General features: G+C 60.8%; 20 protein-coding genes and 1 pseudogene. 12 read left to right on the top strand and 9 right to left on the bottom strand.

The annotated features are described in order from the left end of the window. Nucleotides 1-248: 248 nt before the first annotated feature. The 3 genes from ACYVG7_RS08295 to ACYVG7_RS08285 form a co-directional block, all read right to left on the bottom strand. Complete coding sequence (locus ACYVG7_RS08295; protein ID WP_194857276.1) at nt 249-785, bottom strand: hypothetical protein; 537 nt, start codon at nt 783-785, stop codon at nt 249-251. 80 nt (nt 786-865) lie between these two features. After that, nucleotides 866-1243, bottom strand: a complete 378-nt coding sequence (locus ACYVG7_RS08290; protein ID WP_244776941.1) for a hypothetical protein — start codon at nt 1241-1243, stop codon at nt 866-868. 182 nt (nt 1244-1425) lie between these two features. Further along, entirely contained in the window at nt 1426-1752 is a 327-nt protein-coding gene (locus tag ACYVG7_RS08285; protein WP_011222072.1) for a hypothetical protein, read from the bottom strand. Between the two features lie 123 nt (nt 1753-1875). On the opposite strand from ACYVG7_RS08285, the gene ACYVG7_RS08280 reads away from it, so the two are divergent. From ACYVG7_RS08280 to bla, 10 genes are all read left to right on the top strand, one after another. Then, nucleotides 1876-2721 carry a ribbon-helix-helix domain-containing protein gene (locus ACYVG7_RS08280; RefSeq protein ID WP_460882693.1) on the top strand — a complete coding sequence of 282 codons (846 nt, stop codon included), beginning with the start codon at nt 1876-1878 and terminating at the stop codon, nt 2719-2721. Continuing rightward, a complete protein-coding gene (locus tag ACYVG7_RS08275; RefSeq protein WP_460882692.1) occupies nt 2699-4912 on the top strand; it encodes a relaxase/mobilization nuclease domain-containing protein in 2214 nt (737 codons plus the stop codon). Before ACYVG7_RS08280 ends, ACYVG7_RS08275 begins: the two co-directional genes overlap by 23 nt. Nucleotides 4913-5269: 357 nt before the next feature. Next, entirely contained in the window at nt 5270-5599 is a 330-nt protein-coding gene (locus ACYVG7_RS08270) for an AbiTii domain-containing protein (protein WP_275124728.1), read from the top strand. Next, nucleotides 5506-5964: an AbiTii domain-containing protein gene (locus ACYVG7_RS08265; protein ID WP_414627598.1), complete on the top strand. Its 459-nt coding sequence runs from the start codon at nt 5506-5508 to the stop codon at nt 5962-5964. The genes ACYVG7_RS08270 and ACYVG7_RS08265 overlap by 94 nt, the downstream gene beginning before the upstream one ends. 212 nt (nt 5965-6176) lie before the next feature. Then, complete coding sequence (locus ACYVG7_RS08260; protein WP_196240184.1) at nt 6177-6476, top strand: type II toxin-antitoxin system YafQ family toxin; 300 nt, start codon at nt 6177-6179, stop codon at nt 6474-6476. A 126-nt stretch (nt 6477-6602) separates the two neighbouring features. Next, nucleotides 6603-7178, top strand: a complete 576-nt coding sequence (locus ACYVG7_RS08255; RefSeq protein ID WP_001173919.1) for a recombinase family protein — start codon at nt 6603-6605, stop codon at nt 7176-7178. A 134-nt stretch (nt 7179-7312) separates the two neighbouring features. Then, complete coding sequence (locus ACYVG7_RS08250) at nt 7313-7603, top strand: nucleotidyltransferase family protein (RefSeq protein ID WP_008932166.1); 291 nt, start codon at nt 7313-7315, stop codon at nt 7601-7603. Then, a complete protein-coding gene (locus ACYVG7_RS08245) occupies nt 7600-8037 on the top strand; it encodes a HepT-like ribonuclease domain-containing protein (protein ID WP_011270168.1) in 438 nt (145 codons plus the stop codon). The genes ACYVG7_RS08250 and ACYVG7_RS08245 overlap by 4 nt, the downstream gene beginning before the upstream one ends. Beyond that, a complete protein-coding gene (locus tag ACYVG7_RS08240; protein WP_011270169.1) occupies nt 8031-8588 on the top strand; it encodes a recombinase family protein in 558 nt (185 codons plus the stop codon). Before ACYVG7_RS08245 ends, ACYVG7_RS08240 begins: the two co-directional genes overlap by 7 nt. Before the next feature lie 5 nt (nt 8589-8593). Continuing rightward, on the top strand, nt 8594-9475 hold the full coding sequence (gene bla, locus ACYVG7_RS08235) for a class A beta-lactamase (RefSeq protein WP_011270171.1): 882 nt from the start codon (nt 8594-8596) through the stop codon (nt 9473-9475). A 22-nt stretch (nt 9476-9497) separates the two neighbouring features. Here bla and ACYVG7_RS08230 read toward each other — a convergent pair whose 3' ends face one another. From ACYVG7_RS08230 to ACYVG7_RS08205, 6 genes are all read right to left on the bottom strand, one after another. Beyond that, complete coding sequence (locus ACYVG7_RS08230; protein WP_182928084.1) at nt 9498-10535, bottom strand: bifunctional alpha/beta hydrolase/OsmC family protein; 1038 nt, start codon at nt 10533-10535, stop codon at nt 9498-9500. After that, complete coding sequence (gene msrB / locus ACYVG7_RS08225) at nt 10532-11503, bottom strand: peptide-methionine (R)-S-oxide reductase MsrB (protein ID WP_232092421.1); 972 nt, start codon at nt 11501-11503, stop codon at nt 10532-10534. Before msrB ends, ACYVG7_RS08230 begins: the two co-directional genes overlap by 4 nt. A gap of 36 nt (nt 11504-11539) precedes the next feature. Then, the gene (locus ACYVG7_RS08220; protein ID WP_074423286.1) at nt 11540-13072 is read right to left on the bottom strand and encodes a protein adenylyltransferase SelO; all 1533 of its coding nucleotides are present in this window, start codon (nt 13070-13072) and stop codon (nt 11540-11542) included. A gap of 4 nt (nt 13073-13076) precedes the next feature. After that, nucleotides 13077-13565: a peroxiredoxin family protein gene (locus ACYVG7_RS08215; protein WP_034053978.1), complete on the bottom strand. Its 489-nt coding sequence runs from the start codon at nt 13563-13565 to the stop codon at nt 13077-13079. 85 nt (nt 13566-13650) lie between these two features. Beyond that, nucleotides 13651-14160 carry a peptide-methionine (S)-S-oxide reductase MsrA gene (msrA, locus tag ACYVG7_RS08210; protein ID WP_008652077.1) on the bottom strand — a complete coding sequence of 170 codons (510 nt, stop codon included), beginning with the start codon at nt 14158-14160 and terminating at the stop codon, nt 13651-13653. 24 nt (nt 14161-14184) lie between these two features. Beyond that, nucleotides 14185-14469: a type II toxin-antitoxin system RelB/DinJ family antitoxin gene (locus ACYVG7_RS08205; protein WP_043006371.1), complete on the bottom strand. Its 285-nt coding sequence runs from the start codon at nt 14467-14469 to the stop codon at nt 14185-14187. 338 nt (nt 14470-14807) lie between these two features. On the opposite strand from ACYVG7_RS08205, the gene ACYVG7_RS08200 reads away from it, so the two are divergent. Together ACYVG7_RS08200 and ACYVG7_RS08195 are read left to right on the top strand one after the other, a co-directional pair. Next, the gene (locus ACYVG7_RS08200) at nt 14808-15179 is read left to right on the top strand and encodes a hypothetical protein (RefSeq protein ID WP_004099020.1); all 372 of its coding nucleotides are present in this window, start codon (nt 14808-14810) and stop codon (nt 15177-15179) included. Nucleotides 15180-15496: 317 nt separating this feature from the next. After that, nucleotides 15497-15868 (top strand): annotated as a pseudogene (locus ACYVG7_RS08195) (IS4 family transposase); the annotation flags it as partial.

Below are 15868 nucleotides of genomic sequence, written 5' to 3'. Positions count from 1 at the left end.
GCACGACGTTCATCGGCCGGCAGATGCTTTGGATGGGTGTCCACGAGCACTCCCTGTAAGATAGTAATTAATTACTATCTTACTACAAGAGGCAACTCAAACAAGAGAAAACCCGACGTACTCGTCAATATCTAGAGTCTGCAATGGGCTTAACGTGCTTTATTTTCCGTTTTCTGAGACGTCCCCTCATTGAGCGTGCGCGGTCAGGATGATTGCGATGAAACGCAAACAAATGCCAGTTGGCCGAATCATGCCTTGTCCTCTCGAGTGGTGCGAAACTGGCCCATTGCAACGGCCAGCCAGTAGGCCGCCTGATAGTGCGGCCACGCCGCAAGCTTTGGATCGGCTGCGCGATGCTGGACACGCTCATAGAGTGTGCGCACCCGTTCCGCGATGGGGCCGTCCGGCTGCTCGATGATGGCGTGCAGCAGCCCGGCAAATGCCTCGTGGTCGCCACGGGTGATGATCTCGTCGATGCCCGCCAACGATTCCAGCGGATTGCCGGAAAGCCGGACTGACTCTAGCTTCCCCGCCCAGCCTGCCGCCGCTATCTTTCCCATGTCCTCAATCGACACGGGTGTCCCCGATTTAGCCTTGCCGTCGAGGGCATGGATAAAGCCGTCGATGGTGCCGGTTGCCTCGCCCTCTGCCCCTAGCTGTCGATCCAGCGCACGGCAGACCCACCGCACAAACGCCTCCCAGCCCGCCCGCGAGATAACGTCTCGGCCCTCGTGCTGAAAAAAATACTGATCGCGGGCAGTCGTCGGCCATGTCCACCGCAGCAATCGCTGTCGCCAAATTCTTGGAAGTAGTCAGCCCGCAAAAATAGGAATTGCAGGCTGTTGAGTTTGTCGATTGCCATCTGTCAGCCTCTGTCGCTCGCCAGCTCGATCAGGCATCCGATGTCATCTAGCGCCACGGTCAGCGCGTCGGATCGTGCTTGCCGGACATCGACTTTCATATAGTGGTACTTGGGGCTGCAATATGTCGTTGCGCCACAGGCATCGGCAAGCGCCTTGATCGCCCACCGCCACCTGTCCCAGTGAGGACGATCCGGCCACTGGTTTCGCTGAGGCCAGTCATCAGGACGGTCAAGTGGATGCCGCCCGACCTCGATGTCGTCCAGCATCTGCCCGAGGACTACCAGCGCCCGTGCCGCATCCGGTGACGGCTCACCAAGCTCAGTAGACAGGACGGCAAGTGCTGGGCGTGCTCTGGCGGCGGCTCGCTGTAGATCGTTCATCGTTGCATCCATCGTTTCAGTCGCTCGACGAACGTCATCGGTTTCTTTTTAGCTGGCTCAGTGAGAGGATTCTTCGTTACCCATATGGGTAGTTCAAGAGGCAATACGATTGCTTCCTTGATTACTTTCCTCTCTGTTTCTGTTCCCTTACTTGTTGCCACGCATCTACCCTCTTCATGCACCTATGCCGATGGCTGAGCAGGCTGTTGCTGATCTTCGATAGCCGTTGCACTACCCGCTTCGCGGCCTTTCTTGCGTGTTGCCGTTCCGCTTCCAGCTCTCTTCAGGTAGCTGCGCAGCGTTGGTGTTGCCAGAGATACACCAAGCTGCTTTAGCTGCTCGCTGACCTGCTCCAGAGTATAGCCACGGGCCTGCATTGCTTTGATGTCCTTTGCAAGCAGCTTAATGGCCTCTTGCTTGCTGACCGGGCGTTTCTTGTTCTCAACGGCAGGTAGTTCTTTCAGTTTTGCGCTGATCTGCTCGACATGCTCAACGGTGAGTGTGGCCATGTGCTTGCTCCATTCCTGTAATCAACAAAACTCGCTTGACATCATACGCTTTTGCGTGTTCAGAGGCAACGCGCTATGATAGCAGAATCATGGCTGTAAGCAGACATGCAGGACGGCCATTGTATGACACATGCCGGAACGCCTCGCGCCCCGACCTGTATCATTCAATGGACGCCACTTGTTCGGCGCTGCGCTTCTCACAAGATGGCTCTTTCGTCCTGCCCCCTCGCGCCGGGGGTGGCGTTTGCAGCTTGCTATCAAGCAGTTTTCAAGGGGGTCGCAAGGGTGCCGTTCGTTTGCATTGGCGATGAGCCGCTTACAGCAAAGCTCACGCTGCGGTTACAGCCAGATGAGCGCGATGCGCTGCATGCCGAGGCGGATGCACGTGGTGTCAGCATGAGCGCCCTTGTCCGTGATCTGTACTTCGGCGCTGCCGTTGTCAGTGATGTGAATCGTGATCTGGTTGCAGAGTTGATCCGGCTTGGTGCTGTAGTTCGCTCCGCATGGGATTCTGCCGGTGCAAGCCAGTCACCCTACTTCCCACCTCTCGCGGAGGCCATTGTTGATCTGCAAAAGTTCGCTCGGACGCTGGCCGGAAAGATCAAGCCGATCCGCGTCCGGTATGATCGCGCCGCTGATGTTGTCGAGTTCGTTGGAAAGTCAGATGGCGTGGCACTGGAAGCTATTGTGACGTTGCGTCTTCTGCCCACAGAAAAATACCAACTTGCGTTGGATGCGGAGATGGCGGGTATTACACCCGGCGCACTCGTTCGACGTCGGATATTCGGTCGCCCGGTGTCTGCGAACATAAATCGCGTGATGCAGCGGCGTATCCGGTCGCTGATGGCGATGTTGCAACATTTCCTCGCAGAGCATCGTAGTCGGGACTACCCAGAGATTTATACGACGCGGAGTGTACTGGCGGCGCTCTTCAAGAGGCTGGGACATGATCTCAAAGCACATTCGTAACCCAGATGCGAAGGCCGCGAAGCATCGTCGCATTATCAAGCTGGTCGAGTACATCCTCAATCCACAGACTGAGAGCGCGACGGAGAAATGCGTCTATCACGGCGCACGCGGGTTCATCACTGCTGAACGGTCGATGCAGCTTGGCGAGATGATCGCACTTTCGGAAGATGCCACGCGAAGCAAGAACACTGTGGAGCATTTTGTTCTGAGCTTGCGGGAGGGTGAGAAGCCGACACCTGAGCAGGTCGAGGAGATGATAACGATCTGGCTCAGGGAACTTGGGTTGAGCGATTGTCAGATTATCTATGGTCTGCACGAGGACACTGATAACTACCACCTGCACATAGCAGTCAACCGGATGCACCCTGAGCGACTGGAGTGCATCAAGATCAACGGTGGCTTCTCGAGGGAAGCGGAGCATCGGGCGATTGCATTGATCGAGCACGCGCAAGGCTGGAAGTCCGAGAAAAATGCTCGATACACGGTACTTCCAGACGGCACGCTGGCCTACCGAGGCGAGAACGGTGAGGCTGTGCCGGATGCGGGCTGGTCGGCTGATTTGGCACTCAGACGGCGGCAAACCGATGACCGTAAAGAGCTGCGGCGACGGCATGAGCGTGAGCGGCGAGAGTTGGAGGCTGTTGAAGCTACGAAGGCGCAGCGGCAGGCGGCGCTCGATGAGCTGAGAACACGCCAGCTTGCTGAGCAGTTGGCGCAGAAAACGCAGCAGAAGGCGGAGCGCGTGGCATTGCGTAGCGCCCTCCCCGCCTCTCGGGCACGTGAAAATGTCGCGATCAGCCAGCGAGCCATCGACATCGAAACTCGCACAGGCGTGCAGAGCGCCGAGCGTACCGCCAAAGAGGTTGCCGGGCCGATCTTGCGGTCGGCATCGAGTTGGGCGCAGTTGCACGCGGAGCTGGCCGCCGTGGGGTGCCGCTTCGAGCGCGAAGGGAGCGGTGCATTGATCTGGGTTGGAGACACGCCCGTCAAGGCCAGCCAAGCCTGCCGAAAGTCATCCTTGCCTAAGTTGGAGAAGCGTCTGGGTGCATATGATCCTGCTCCCGAAGGGATGGTGATTTCAGAGCGGGAGTTGGAGCCACTCAAGCCGGATGCCCCTCGCATGAGCGACTACATGCGCGAGCGGCGGCAGTACGAGCGGGAGCGGAAACAGGAAACGGCAGCACTGCGCGAGCGTCATCGGTTGGAGCAAGAGGCGGCGTGGTCACGCTACGAAGTGCGGCGCGATGCACTGCTGGCTGGCCATGCGGGCAGGAATCGGTATGCCTTGGGCGCTGTTGCACGCGCTGAGTGGCTGGCCGAGCGGGATGAGCTGATCCAGCGGCAGAGTGGCGAGCGTCACCGGCTGCGGAAACGGTTGCCAGCTTTTCCCGGCGTGGAGGACTGGTATCGGCGACTGGATGAGCTAGGACTGGCCGAACTTTGGCGACATCGAAATAGCGATCAGGCGCTGCTGGTCGGCGATGCGGACACCCCTGCCCTGCCCCCTCGGGACATCCGGGCGTTCGTGGCCGAGGTGCGTGGGCGTCAGGTTGTATTCCGGCGACTGGATGATGCAGGCCCTGCATTTGTTGATTGTGGTCGGCGGATCGACGTGACTGCCTCGAATGATCGTGATGCGGCACGGGCGGCGCTGCAACTGGCGAAGGCGAAGTGGGGGCGGGTCACGGTCAGCGGGCCACCTGAGTATCAGCAGATGATGCTGGAGCTGGCTGCGGAGATGGGGGTGCAGATTGCAAACCCCGAGCTGCAAGAGCGGCTGAATGTGGAGATCGAACGCCGCAGGCCCGTCCCAGTGCCAACGGCAAAGCCAGACTGGTCACGGTATCGGTCAGTGGCTTCCGGTGGGGTGTGCTCCCCTGCTCGAATGACTGGCGAGCGCGATCCGCGGTGGCCTCAATTTGAGCGGGCCATGCTCCAGATCGGGCAGTTCGAGCTGGGTGTGTCGGCTGGGGTGCTGATGGGACAGCTTGAGATTGCCAAGGGCACGGTGACTGAGCGTCTTGACGCTGCGGAGCGGTCTGGCAGGTCGGTTGATGACGTGGCCCGCGAGCTGGCCACCGCAGCAGCGCGAGCCGAGGCCGAGACATTTCAGCGACAGCTTGACGCGGCTGAACGAGAGCAGGCGCGTCCTGACATGCACCCCGACGAGCCTGAGGGGCCGGGTTGGTGAGGGGGGCGATTCAGCGTGGACTCTGCTCTATATACGCCCTCATCTTGAGATAGCTATATATCTTTTAAGATAGCTAGCTATCTAAATATGGTGGTGAGAGTGTGTTGGGATGGTGTGCGCTTGGTGGTTAGAAGGTGGTGACAAGGTGGTCAGATGGTGCTGCCTGTGTGGTGACTGCGTGGCGGGATGGTGGCTTGGTGTTGCCTTCCACCTTGTTACCACAATGCCGCCACATAGCTTCATAGCTAGCTAGATAGCTATCAGAGAGGATGGGTGCAAAAGCGGTGCGACTGCTCCCGAAATGACGGATGATAACGAGCTAGATATATAGCTAGCTATCAAGAATTTGGAGGAAGGATGCCTGCTCTTGTCCCGGAACTGGTGAATGCGGCAATTGATGCCTCGGTGTCGCCCGGCGACTTGTTACGCCGGGCGCTGGTTGTTGCGCGGCGTCTGGCCGTGCCTGAGCTGGTCGATTGGATCAGCAGCGAACTGAACGGCTACTACTCAGGGGAAGTGCCGGACTATCGTCGGGTACAGGGGCAGTTGATGGCTGAAAACCCGATTCATGGCCCGATCCCGTTTTTTCCACCGTGCAGGTGCAGGGTGTCATCGAGAAGGTGCGGAGTCGGGTGCTCGAATGGGCGCTTGATCTGGAGGCTAAAGGCGTGCTCGGGGAAGGCATGACGTTCACTCAGCAGGAGAAGCAGACTGTGCAGCAGCATTACCACTTCGGAGACGTAAGCGGCTCCCAAATTCAGATCGGATCGAATAGCTCTAACCAGACCCAGACTCAAACAGGCGGTGACATGGCTGCGTTGTCAGCCTTGATTGAGCTGCTGCGCGATGCCATCCAGCAGGGACGCATCGAAGCCGAGGTGCGCGATGAATTGCAGGCAGAGCTGGCGACATTGCAGGCTCAGGCTGCATCGCCAAAGCCGAAGTGGGCCGTCATCAAGGCGACCGCAGAGAGCATCAAAGCCGTGTTGGAAAACGCGGCAGGTAGCGTGCTTGCGGCGCAGGCGCTACCGTACCTGACGGCGCTGCTGTGATAGCTATCTAGCTAGCTTTGCTGGGGATGGGCCAGAAACGACAGACCCGCCAGTAGGCGGGTCTGTCGAGGTATTGGGGTGGCCCTGCATAACATGGCCAGAACGAACCTAGTGTCATCACCAGTATGGTGGGGCGCGGTTGATAGCTATATAGCTATCTATCAGTGTTCAAAAAACGGTGGTTTCTCAGCCATCCGAGAAGCGGGCATAAAGTGTCATTTTCAGAAGACGACTGCACCAGACAACGCGGTTTGAAGGCTGTTGTGCAGTCGTCTATTGAACGAACAGTATCAGGAGTCCGCTGCACGAATGATGACCTCAAGCCGGTTCTGGTCGCGCTGGCGACCGATCAGCCCCTGGATGTGCGATACCGCGACCACGATCTTTCCGGCGATTGGGCGGGCTACCGCGAATGCCACATCAAGCCCGACCTGCTGCTGATCTACCGCAAGTCCGACGCCGACACCCTGCGACTGGCGCGGCTTGGCTCCCATAGCGAGCTGTTCGGCTGATGCCAGTCGCCTTGTCCGCCAAACGATCATTAGGCGGCCAAACCGGACGCCTGTCCGAAAACATCTTGCGCAACGGGATGACGGACAATAAGATAGGCGGACGGTATAACGGACAAATGGGCGGAAATGGCACTCATCGGCTATGCGCGGGTATCGACGGCGGAACAGGACACCGCCTTGCAGACGGATGCGCTGCGCAATGCAGGCTGCGAACGGGTTTTCGAGGACACGGCATCCGGGGCCAAGGCAGACCGGCCCGGCTTGGCCGATGCGCTGGCTTATCTGCGCGATGGCGATGTGCTGGTCGTCTGGCGGCTGGATCGGCTTGGCCGCTCCCTGCCGCACCTGATTGAGACGGTCGGCAAGCTGGAAGCACGGGGCGTCGGCTTCCGCTCGTTGACTGAAAACATCGACACCACCACGCCGGGCGGACGGCTCATCTTCCATGTGTTCGGTGCGCTGGGCCAGTTCGAGCGCGACCTGATCCGCGAGCGCACCAAGGCCGGGTTGACCGCTGCCGCCGCACGCGGGCGCAAAGGCGGACGCAAGCCGGTTGTCACTGCCGACAAGTTGCAACGAGCGCGGGAGCTTGTCGCCAACGGCTTGAATGTCCGCGAGGCCGCCGCACGCCTCAAGGTAGGAAAAACCGCTCTCTACGCTGCCTTGCAGGCGGCCAGTTCTGGCAGTGCAGCCGACTCCTGATATTTCGTGCAGTCGCCTTCTGAAAACGACACGCGGCACGCGAAATCAAGGCATTGCGATTCTCGAAAATGGTTCTTGAAATTCTATTCTTGATTGCATATCATCTCAACGAGTTTCGATAAGAAAGGATGCCCATGCGACCGTCCGTTGTGCTTGACATGAAGCGAAGCGCGGTGCGTGAAGCAGTAGGCCGCTTCCGCACCGCGAACCCGCGCGTATTCGGTTCGGTTCTGCATGGCACCGACCGGGATGGCAGCGACCTCGACCTGCTGGTCGATGCCTTGCCTGGTGCCACGTTGTTGGACTTGGGCGATTTGGAAGAAGAACTGAAATCGCTGCTCGGCGTGGACGTCGATTTGCTGACCCCTGGCGACCTGCCGCCAAAGTTCCGGGCCAAGGTGCTCGCGGAGGCGCAGCCGGTATGAGCGAGAACCGTCTGCCCGATTACCTCGACCACATCCAGCAGGCCGCAACCGATGCACGCAGCTTCGTGGAAGGGATGGCCAGGGACGACTTCTTGGCCGACAAGTGCACCCAGCAGGCCGTCATCATGAGCCTTATCGTCATCGGCGAGGCTGCGACGAAGGTGATGGATGGCTACGCCGAGTTCACCCAGGCGCATGCCGACGTGCCGTGGCGCAGCATGCGCAATATGCGCAATCGCATGGCCCACGGCTATTTCGACATCAACCTCGATGTAGTGTGGGAGACGGTACAGCAATGGCTACCGGAATTGCTCAAGCAACTGCCAGCCGTGCGCCTGGATGCCAACGACCCCGCCGTCAAGGCTTACCCCCACGAAGAAGCCATGCAGGTGGTGCAGGAACGCATCGACCGGGCAAAAGGCAAGCCATGCTAATCGGTTATGCGCGCGTTTCCACGCAGGATCAGAACCTTGAGCTGCAACGTGAAGCCTTGGCCAAGGCCGGATGCCAAAAGGTCTTCGAGGATAAGGTGAGCGGCACACGGGCAGACCGTCCGGGCTTGGGCAAAACGCTCGAAATGCTGCGTGAGGGCGACACCTTGGTCGTCTGGAAGCTCGACCGGCTGGGCCGCTCGGTCAAGCAACTTGTCGATCTGGTCGGCGAGCTGCACAAGCAAGGCGTCCAGTTCAGGAGCCTCACCGACTCCATCGACACCGGCACGCCGTCCGGGCGCTTCTTCTTCCACGTCATGGCCAGCCTTGCCGAGATGGAACGTGAGCTGACCGTCGAGCGCACCCGTGCCGGACTGGCGGTTGCCAAGCAACTCGGCCGCAAAGGGGGCCGCAAGCCGAAGATGACCGACAGTAAGATCGAGTCGGCCAAGAAACTGCTGGCTAGCGGCGTGCCGCCGCGGGACGTGGCCAAGAACCTCGGCGTGTCGATTCCGACGCTGTATCGCTGGGTGCCGGCGTCGCTACAAATCTAATGCTTATGAAATTTCAATGTCATTTTCTCTCTGTCCCTGTGGCGATACTCGGATGTGTTGGCCTCATCTGCACATCCGCATATGCCATGGATACGGGAATCCTCGACCTCGCTGTAACCCAAGAGGAGACCACGCTTCAGGCTAGGGTCGGAGTGGCGGTGATCGATACGGATTCCGGCCTGACGTGGCAGCATCGTGGCGACGAACGCTTCCCGCTGAACAGCACGCATAAAGCCTTTTCCTGCGCGGCCGTTCTGGCCCAGGCCGACCGCCACAAGCTGAACCTGGAGCAGGCGATACCGATCGAGCGCACAGCGCTGGTCACATACTCACCCGTGACGGAAAGGGTGCCACCTGGCGGCACGCTGACCCTGCGTGAGCTGTGCAGGGCCGCCGTCAGTATCAGTGACAACACAGCGGCCAATTTGGCGTTGGATGCAATCGGCGGGGCACGGACATTCACCGCGTTCATGCGGTCTATCGGTGACGATAAGACACGCCTGGATCGGCGAGAACCCGAACTCAACGAGGCCACGCCGGGGGATGCACGCGACACGACAACGCCAATTGCGGCAGCGCGGAGCCTGCAAACACTGTTGCTCGACGGTGTCCTCTCCGCTCCGGCTCGGAACGAACTGACACAATGGATGCTCGGGGATCAAGTTGCCGATGCCTTGCTACGCGCTGGCTTGCCGAGGGATTGGCAAATTGCGGACAAGTCGGGAGCAGGTGGTCACGGATCACGTTCCATAATCGCCGTTGTCTGGCCGCCCAAGCGTTCAGCCGTCATTGTGGCGATCTACATCACCCAAACCGCAGCGTCTATGTCGGCAAGCAACCAGGCGGTGTCCAGAATCGGATCAGCCTTAGCAAAGGCGTTGCAATGAGCGTTCCCGCCTCAGTGCACACTTAGCGTGCTTTATTTTCCGTTTTCTGAGACGACCCCTCCTTGAGCGCATAGCCTTTTCGCTTGGCGTACTGGCGCAATGTCATGGACGTGCAGGCGCCCAGCGACATCAGCAGAAGTTCATAAGGATCGGGCCCGCGTTCGCCACCACCCACTTCCTTGGGCTCATCGGCGTCGAGGTGGTGCGGACCTGCTCGCATCGATCGCCAGAAGGCGTGATCGTGCTCCCCCACCCACACCTCGCCCGCACGAAGGTCCGACGGCGCATCGTTTCGCTCGGCTCGCATCGGCAGAAACCGCGAGGCCCAGGCGCCAATCAGGTCAGCCGCATACTGCGCATCGGCCGGGCGCGTGAGCAGATGGTCCGCATCGTCCAGGCTGATGAAACTCTTAGGATGTCTGGCCGCCTTGAACAGGTCCTGTGCCTCGCCGATGTCCACCACCGCGTCACTTGGCGCGTGCATAACCAGCAAGGCCGCGCGAAGCCCCTTGACCGGGTTCTCGTGGGCTTGGGCCTGGAGCTCTTCAATGAAGGCCGGCGCGATCCTGAACGCCCGGCCGCCCAGGTCGACCTGGATCTGCCCATCCTCTTCGGACTTGGTCGGACCGAAGTGACGAAGCACATGGTCGGCCGTCGCGGGTGCGCCCAGCGTGCAAACCGCCCGTATGCCGTCGAGGCGGGCAGCCGCCGCGATGGCCGCCGTCCCCCCCAGGCTGTGTCCGACCAACAGTGCAGGCATGCCGATCGTGCTCTGCATCCAGTGCACCGCCGCCACAATGTCCGCCACGCTGGACGAAAAGCCACCGCGCCCGAAGTCGCCTTCGCTCTCGCCCAGACCGGTGAAATCAAAGCGCAGCGTGGCGATGCCCTGCTGAGCCAGCGCCCGGCTGATGCGGGTCGCGGCGAGAGAGTTCTTTCCGCAGGTAAAGCAGTGGGCAAACACCGCCAGGGCTTGTAACGGTGCATGGTCCGGGCGTTCCAAGACACCCACCAGCAGACCCTGGCTGCTGCCAGCGAAGCCTACCTTTTCGCTGCTCATGCTTTCTCCAGTGCCAGGGCGTTGATGCAGTAGCGCAGACCGCTGGGCTTGGGTCCGTCGGGAAACACGTGACCCAGGTGGGCGTCGCAGACGTTGCACGTCGTCTCCACCCGCACCATGCCGTGGCTGTTGTCTCCGTGATAGCCCACCAGACCCGGGGCAATGGCCTGCGTGAAGCTGGGCCAGCCGCTGCGGCTGTCATATTTGGTCGACGCATCGAATAGTTCAGTGCCGCAGCACACGCACCGGTAGATCCCGGGCGAAAACAGCGTACACATCGAGGAGCTGTGCGCCCGTTCGGTGCCCTTGAGCCGCGTGATTCGGAACTGCTCGGGCGTCAGCTGTTGGGCCCACTCGGCTTCGCTGCGCTCAACTCGGCGCGGTGGCGTCGGGTTGCCCGTTTCCACCAGTTGAATCACTCCTTTCCAAGTCAACATGTCGGGCCCAGGCTCCGGTGCCGCCGGTTCGTTTTCCAGCCGCTTGAGAAAGGTGACGAGCTTGTCGGCGTCGATTCGGAAATGGTTGTAGACCACTCTGCCATCGGGATCGATCAGGATGAACCAGGGTGTGCCGCCGTTGCGGTAGCGGCGCATCAGCTCCGAACCCGCGCCGTCCTGTTCGTCACCGGCGTCGTGCCCGAAGGGAATGCCCAGCGCGTAGCGGGAGTGATTGGCCAGCATGCGCTCCCAGGTGTTCGAACCGAAGTCCTCGAACACGGTCTGGACTGCGGCGAACCCGACGAAGTCGCTCCCCCGAAACGCGTCGACCACCCGGGCAAGCGCCGGAAAGCCGGTCGCATGGCACCCCGGGCAGGCGTCCTGAAAACAGAAGATGAGCTTGAACCGGCCGGGCATGCGGTCCAGGTCGAAGTGTTCCAGCGCCTGGCCCGACGCGTCCACCCACCGGGTCACACCCAGGGGAGCGGCCGCTTCGCCAAGGACACCGGGTTCCTGTTTCGTTGTGGTCATGCGAAGTCTCCTTTCAGAAATCGTTGGGTACCCCAATCAGGTGCCGCAGAAGGTGCGGTGGGCTGCGGCCACTTCGGGCGAGGCCGGCAGCGTGAATGGCCGCGCGGACTCCACCGTCTCGTACGGCCGCCCCAGCACCGCCAGCAGGCGCTCGAACGGACCGAGGTCGGCCTCGTCCACGGCACTCGACAGCGCCGCCTCCACCTGGTGATTGCGCGGGATCACGAAGGGATTGACCGACCACGCCGTTGCGGCGCAGTCCTGCAAGGTCCTTCCCTCCCGGGCCATGCGCTGGCGCCAGCGCGCCAGCCAGTCCGAGAGCGCCGGGCGCTCCCGTCCGAACAGGTCGTGCAGTGCGGCATCCGGCCCCGTGATGGCGTCGGACAGGAGGCGGAACGCCAGCGTGAAGTCCACCTTTTCCCGCTGCAGCAGCTGCAGGAAGTCGTCCGCCAGGGCGCGGTCGTCCGGCTCTTCAGCGGCCAAGCCCAGCTTGGCGCGCAGCTGCCCGGTCCAATGCCGGTCAAAGCGCACGGCAAACCCGGCCACCACCTGTTCCACCCGTTCCACGACGTCGATATCGCGGGCGTCCAGAACCGGCAGCAACGCTTCGGCCAGACGGGCCAGGTTCCATTGCGCCATGGCCGGCTGCTGGCCGTAGGCATATCGCCCCTGACGGTCGATCGAGCTGAACACCGTGGCCGGATCGAAACCCTCCATGAACGCACACGGACCATAGTCGATGGTCTCGCCCGAAATGCTCATGTTGTCGGTGTTCATCACCCCGTGGATGAAGCCCACGCCCATCCAGCGTGCAATCAGCTGCGCCTGCCGCTCACAGACGGCCTCCAGCATCGGAATGGGCTTGTCGGAAAGCTTGGCGAGGGCGGGGTCATGCCGCGCCACGGCATAGTCGAGCAGCCGCCGAAGCATCACCTCCTCCTCCCGCGCCGCGAAGAACTCAAAAGTGCCCACCCGCAAGTGGCTGGCCGCCACGCGCACCAAGATCGCCCCGGGGGGCGAGCCCTCGCGGTTCACCCGCTCACCGGTCCGGATCACCGCCAGCGCACGCGTCGTGGGAATGCCCAACGCGTGCATGGCCTCGCCCATGAGGTACTCGCGCAGCGCCGGGCCCAGTGCCGCCTTGCCATCGCCACGGCGCGAAAACGGCGTACGGCCCGACCCCTTGAGGGCCAGGTCCCGACGCTGTCCTGCCGTGTCGATGAGTTCCCCGAGCAGCAAGGCGCGGCCATCCCCCAAGTGTGGCGAGAACTGGCCGAACTGGTGTCCCGCGTAGGCCTGCGCCAGCGGCGCCGCCTCAGCCGGCATTTCCACGCCGGACAGCCACGCCAGACCGGTCGCAGACTTCAGCGTCGCCGGCTCCAGCCCCAGCTCCAGCGCCAGGGCGTCGTTGAACTGCACCCAGGCCGGGGCCGGGGACGGCTCGGGCTTCCAAGGCACATAGAACCCCTGCATGTCCCGGAAGAAGCTGTTGTCAAACGGCAGCCGAAACGCCGGGCCCGTCCCCGGCGTCTTCGGCTCCGACACGGCCTTTGGTGTGGACGCACGCATGACTTCAGGCCGCCTTGAGACCATCGTTCGAAGCGCCGAACGCCCCGATCAGCTGCCGCTCGTCGAGCTCGAAGTCGCTGTAGAGCACCTCGTCCAGCGGATCGATCACCAAAAACCACGGCGTGCCGCGCGTCCCGTAGTCCGCCATGAGCGACGACGCGCGTCCGATCGCAGGGTCGTGTCCGAACGGAATGTTCAAGCCGTAGCGCAACTGCGTCTCGCGCAGGCGCTCGAAGGTGTTGGACTCGGCGCCCTCGAACACGGTCTGCACCGCGGCAAACGCGAAGCCGCGATCGCCCAACGCCTTGATCAGCTTCTGCAGGGTCGGAAAGCCATGGCTGTGGCAGCCCGGACACCAGTGCTGGAAGCAGAAGATCACTTTGAACCCGTCGCCCAGATCGGACAGCTTCAGCGGTGCCATGCTGCGCCCTTCGCCGTCGATCCACCACGGCACCCGCAGCTCGGGCGCCTGTTGAATGCACCGGGATTGCATCACCATCTCCTCAGGAAAAAAACAGACACACCGGGTCGGCCCGCCCACTGGCGCGCCGACCCCCACCGTTCTTGAGCGTTGGCCGTCAGCCGATCTCGCGTCGCGGCAGCTTCCAGCCCGCACGGGGGTAGTGGCAGGTGTAGCCGTTGGGGTGCTTGACCAGGTAGTCCTGATGCTCGGGCTCGGCCTCCCAGAACGGCCCCGCGGGCGCGAGCTCGGTGACCACCTTGCCCGGCCACAAACCCGAGGCATTCACATCGGCAATGGTCTGCTGCGCCGTGGCCAGCTGCTCGTCCGAGGTGTAGAAAATGGCCGACCGGTAGGAACTGCCGCGGTCATTGCCCTGGCGCCCCGGGGTGCTCGGATCGTGGATCTGGAAGAAGAACTCCAGCAGGTCGCGAAAGCTCGTCTGCGTGGGGTCGAACTCCACCTCCAACGCCTCGGCGTGGGTGCCGTGGTTGCGGTAGGTGGCGTTGGGCACATCGCCGCCGCTGTAGCCCACACGGGTGCGCAACACGCCAGGCAGCTTGCGCACCAGGTCCTGCATGCCCCAGAAACAACCGCCGGCCAGGACTGCTTTTTCGCTCGGGTTCATCGTGATCTCCTTCAAAGTTCTGCCTCAAGGCATTGAACCTGAAGTCGGGTCCGCATGCAAGTCTGCCATCAGGTCATCAACGCTGGCGAAACGCTTGCCTTTCCCAGCCTCAAGTTCGGCAATGGCCTTGCGCGTGGTGGCGTTAGGGGCTTTCACATCGAAGGGCATCCGGCGCTCATCAGCAATGCGCAGCATCAGCAAGCGGATGGCGTCAGAGATGGACAACCCCATTGCTTCGAGCGCATCAGCGGCACGCTCCTTGGTGCTGGTGTCGATGCGAGCGCGGACATAGGTATCGGCGGTGCTCATGGTCATTTCCCTTGAAGGTTTCAGAGGCTCTATTGTAGTCGCAATGTGACTACAGCTTAAGGGCAATGCCGGTTTGCTTACCGTGCTTTGTTGTCCGTTTTCTGAGACGACCCNCCGATCCGGTTGAGTTCAGAAGAGCTAAGAAGTTGCTTGAGGTACTGGGTTGCATTGATAATAGTCATGGCTTCGGGCGTGTCGGTTTTTTTTTGCGATTAAATCAGATCACAAACGAAGCCTTTTTTCTATCTATTTCAATTGGTTGTAGCTAAAGATCCTGTACATGACAGGTCACTGCAGCGGCCAAACTGTTGCCACATCTCAGTTCAGGAGGAAACGCAATGACTCAGGAAAGGATCCAGACCCGCTACCCACTCGGCGGCCCCTTCGCCACCCAGGCTGAGCTGGAGCAGGCCATCACCCAGGCCATAACGACCCACAGACAAGATTTCTTCCCTCTGCTGGAACGGCTGGTGGACGTGGGGGACACCCGGGTCAACCTCAGTCAGGAGAACCCGCTGCGGGTGCTCAGCATCGAACTCGCTGACGGCCGTGAAGGAGTGGCCCATATCAACTACGAGTCCAACTTCGCCGAGAGCTGCCTGATTATCAACGAATACGACCAGCACCAGACCAGCCTGGCCTTTCGCCTCGACGGGGATGCACTTATCTTCGACGTCGAACTGCCGATCGCGTGGAATTTCAATAACTGAAGATTCAGCGGTGTAATGCCGCCTGGTTGCTACACCCGGTCAGCCAGCTCCCCTCACCCTAACCCTCTCCCAAAGGGAGAGGGGATCAGCCCGTGCCAACCTCCAGCCGTGGTAGTCACTCCATACTCTGCTGTTATTTCAGGCGCCTGTAATCTTCCCCATATGGCTGTCATCTGAATAGCAATATCCAGCATATAGCCACCATAACCCTCACTCATGTACAGGATCTTTAGCGGCAACCAATTGAAATAGATATAAAAAAGGCTTCGTTTGTGATCTGATTTTATCGCCAAACAAAATCAACACGCGCGAAGCCTATGACTATTATCAACGCTAATTACTATCTGGAGCAACTCTTGGCTCCCGCCGCACTCGAGCGCATTGCTCGGCTCTGCAAGTTTTGTCTGCGTCAGCGTGCCATTACCCCAGCCATGCTCGTACCTGCACTGCTGCGGGCCATGGGAGGCGACCAGGTCAATGACATTGCCGGTTTACACCGCCATTTCAATGCCTTGCAACTGGTAAACACCCATCAGGTTTCTTACAAACCGTTTCACAATCAGCTGCGCAAAGAGAGCTTTGCCCTGTTTATGAAAGCCCTGGTCGAGCGGGCCATCGCCTTGCGTATCGACCATCAACTCAAAGCAGCCTCCCTCGGCGCGTTCAAGCAGGTGTTACTGCACGATGGC

This window comes from Pseudaeromonas pectinilytica (assembly GCF_054780855.1).
The sequence above is the reverse complement of the archived record's forward strand: the minus strand, read 5'-3'. Positions and strand labels throughout refer to the sequence as shown.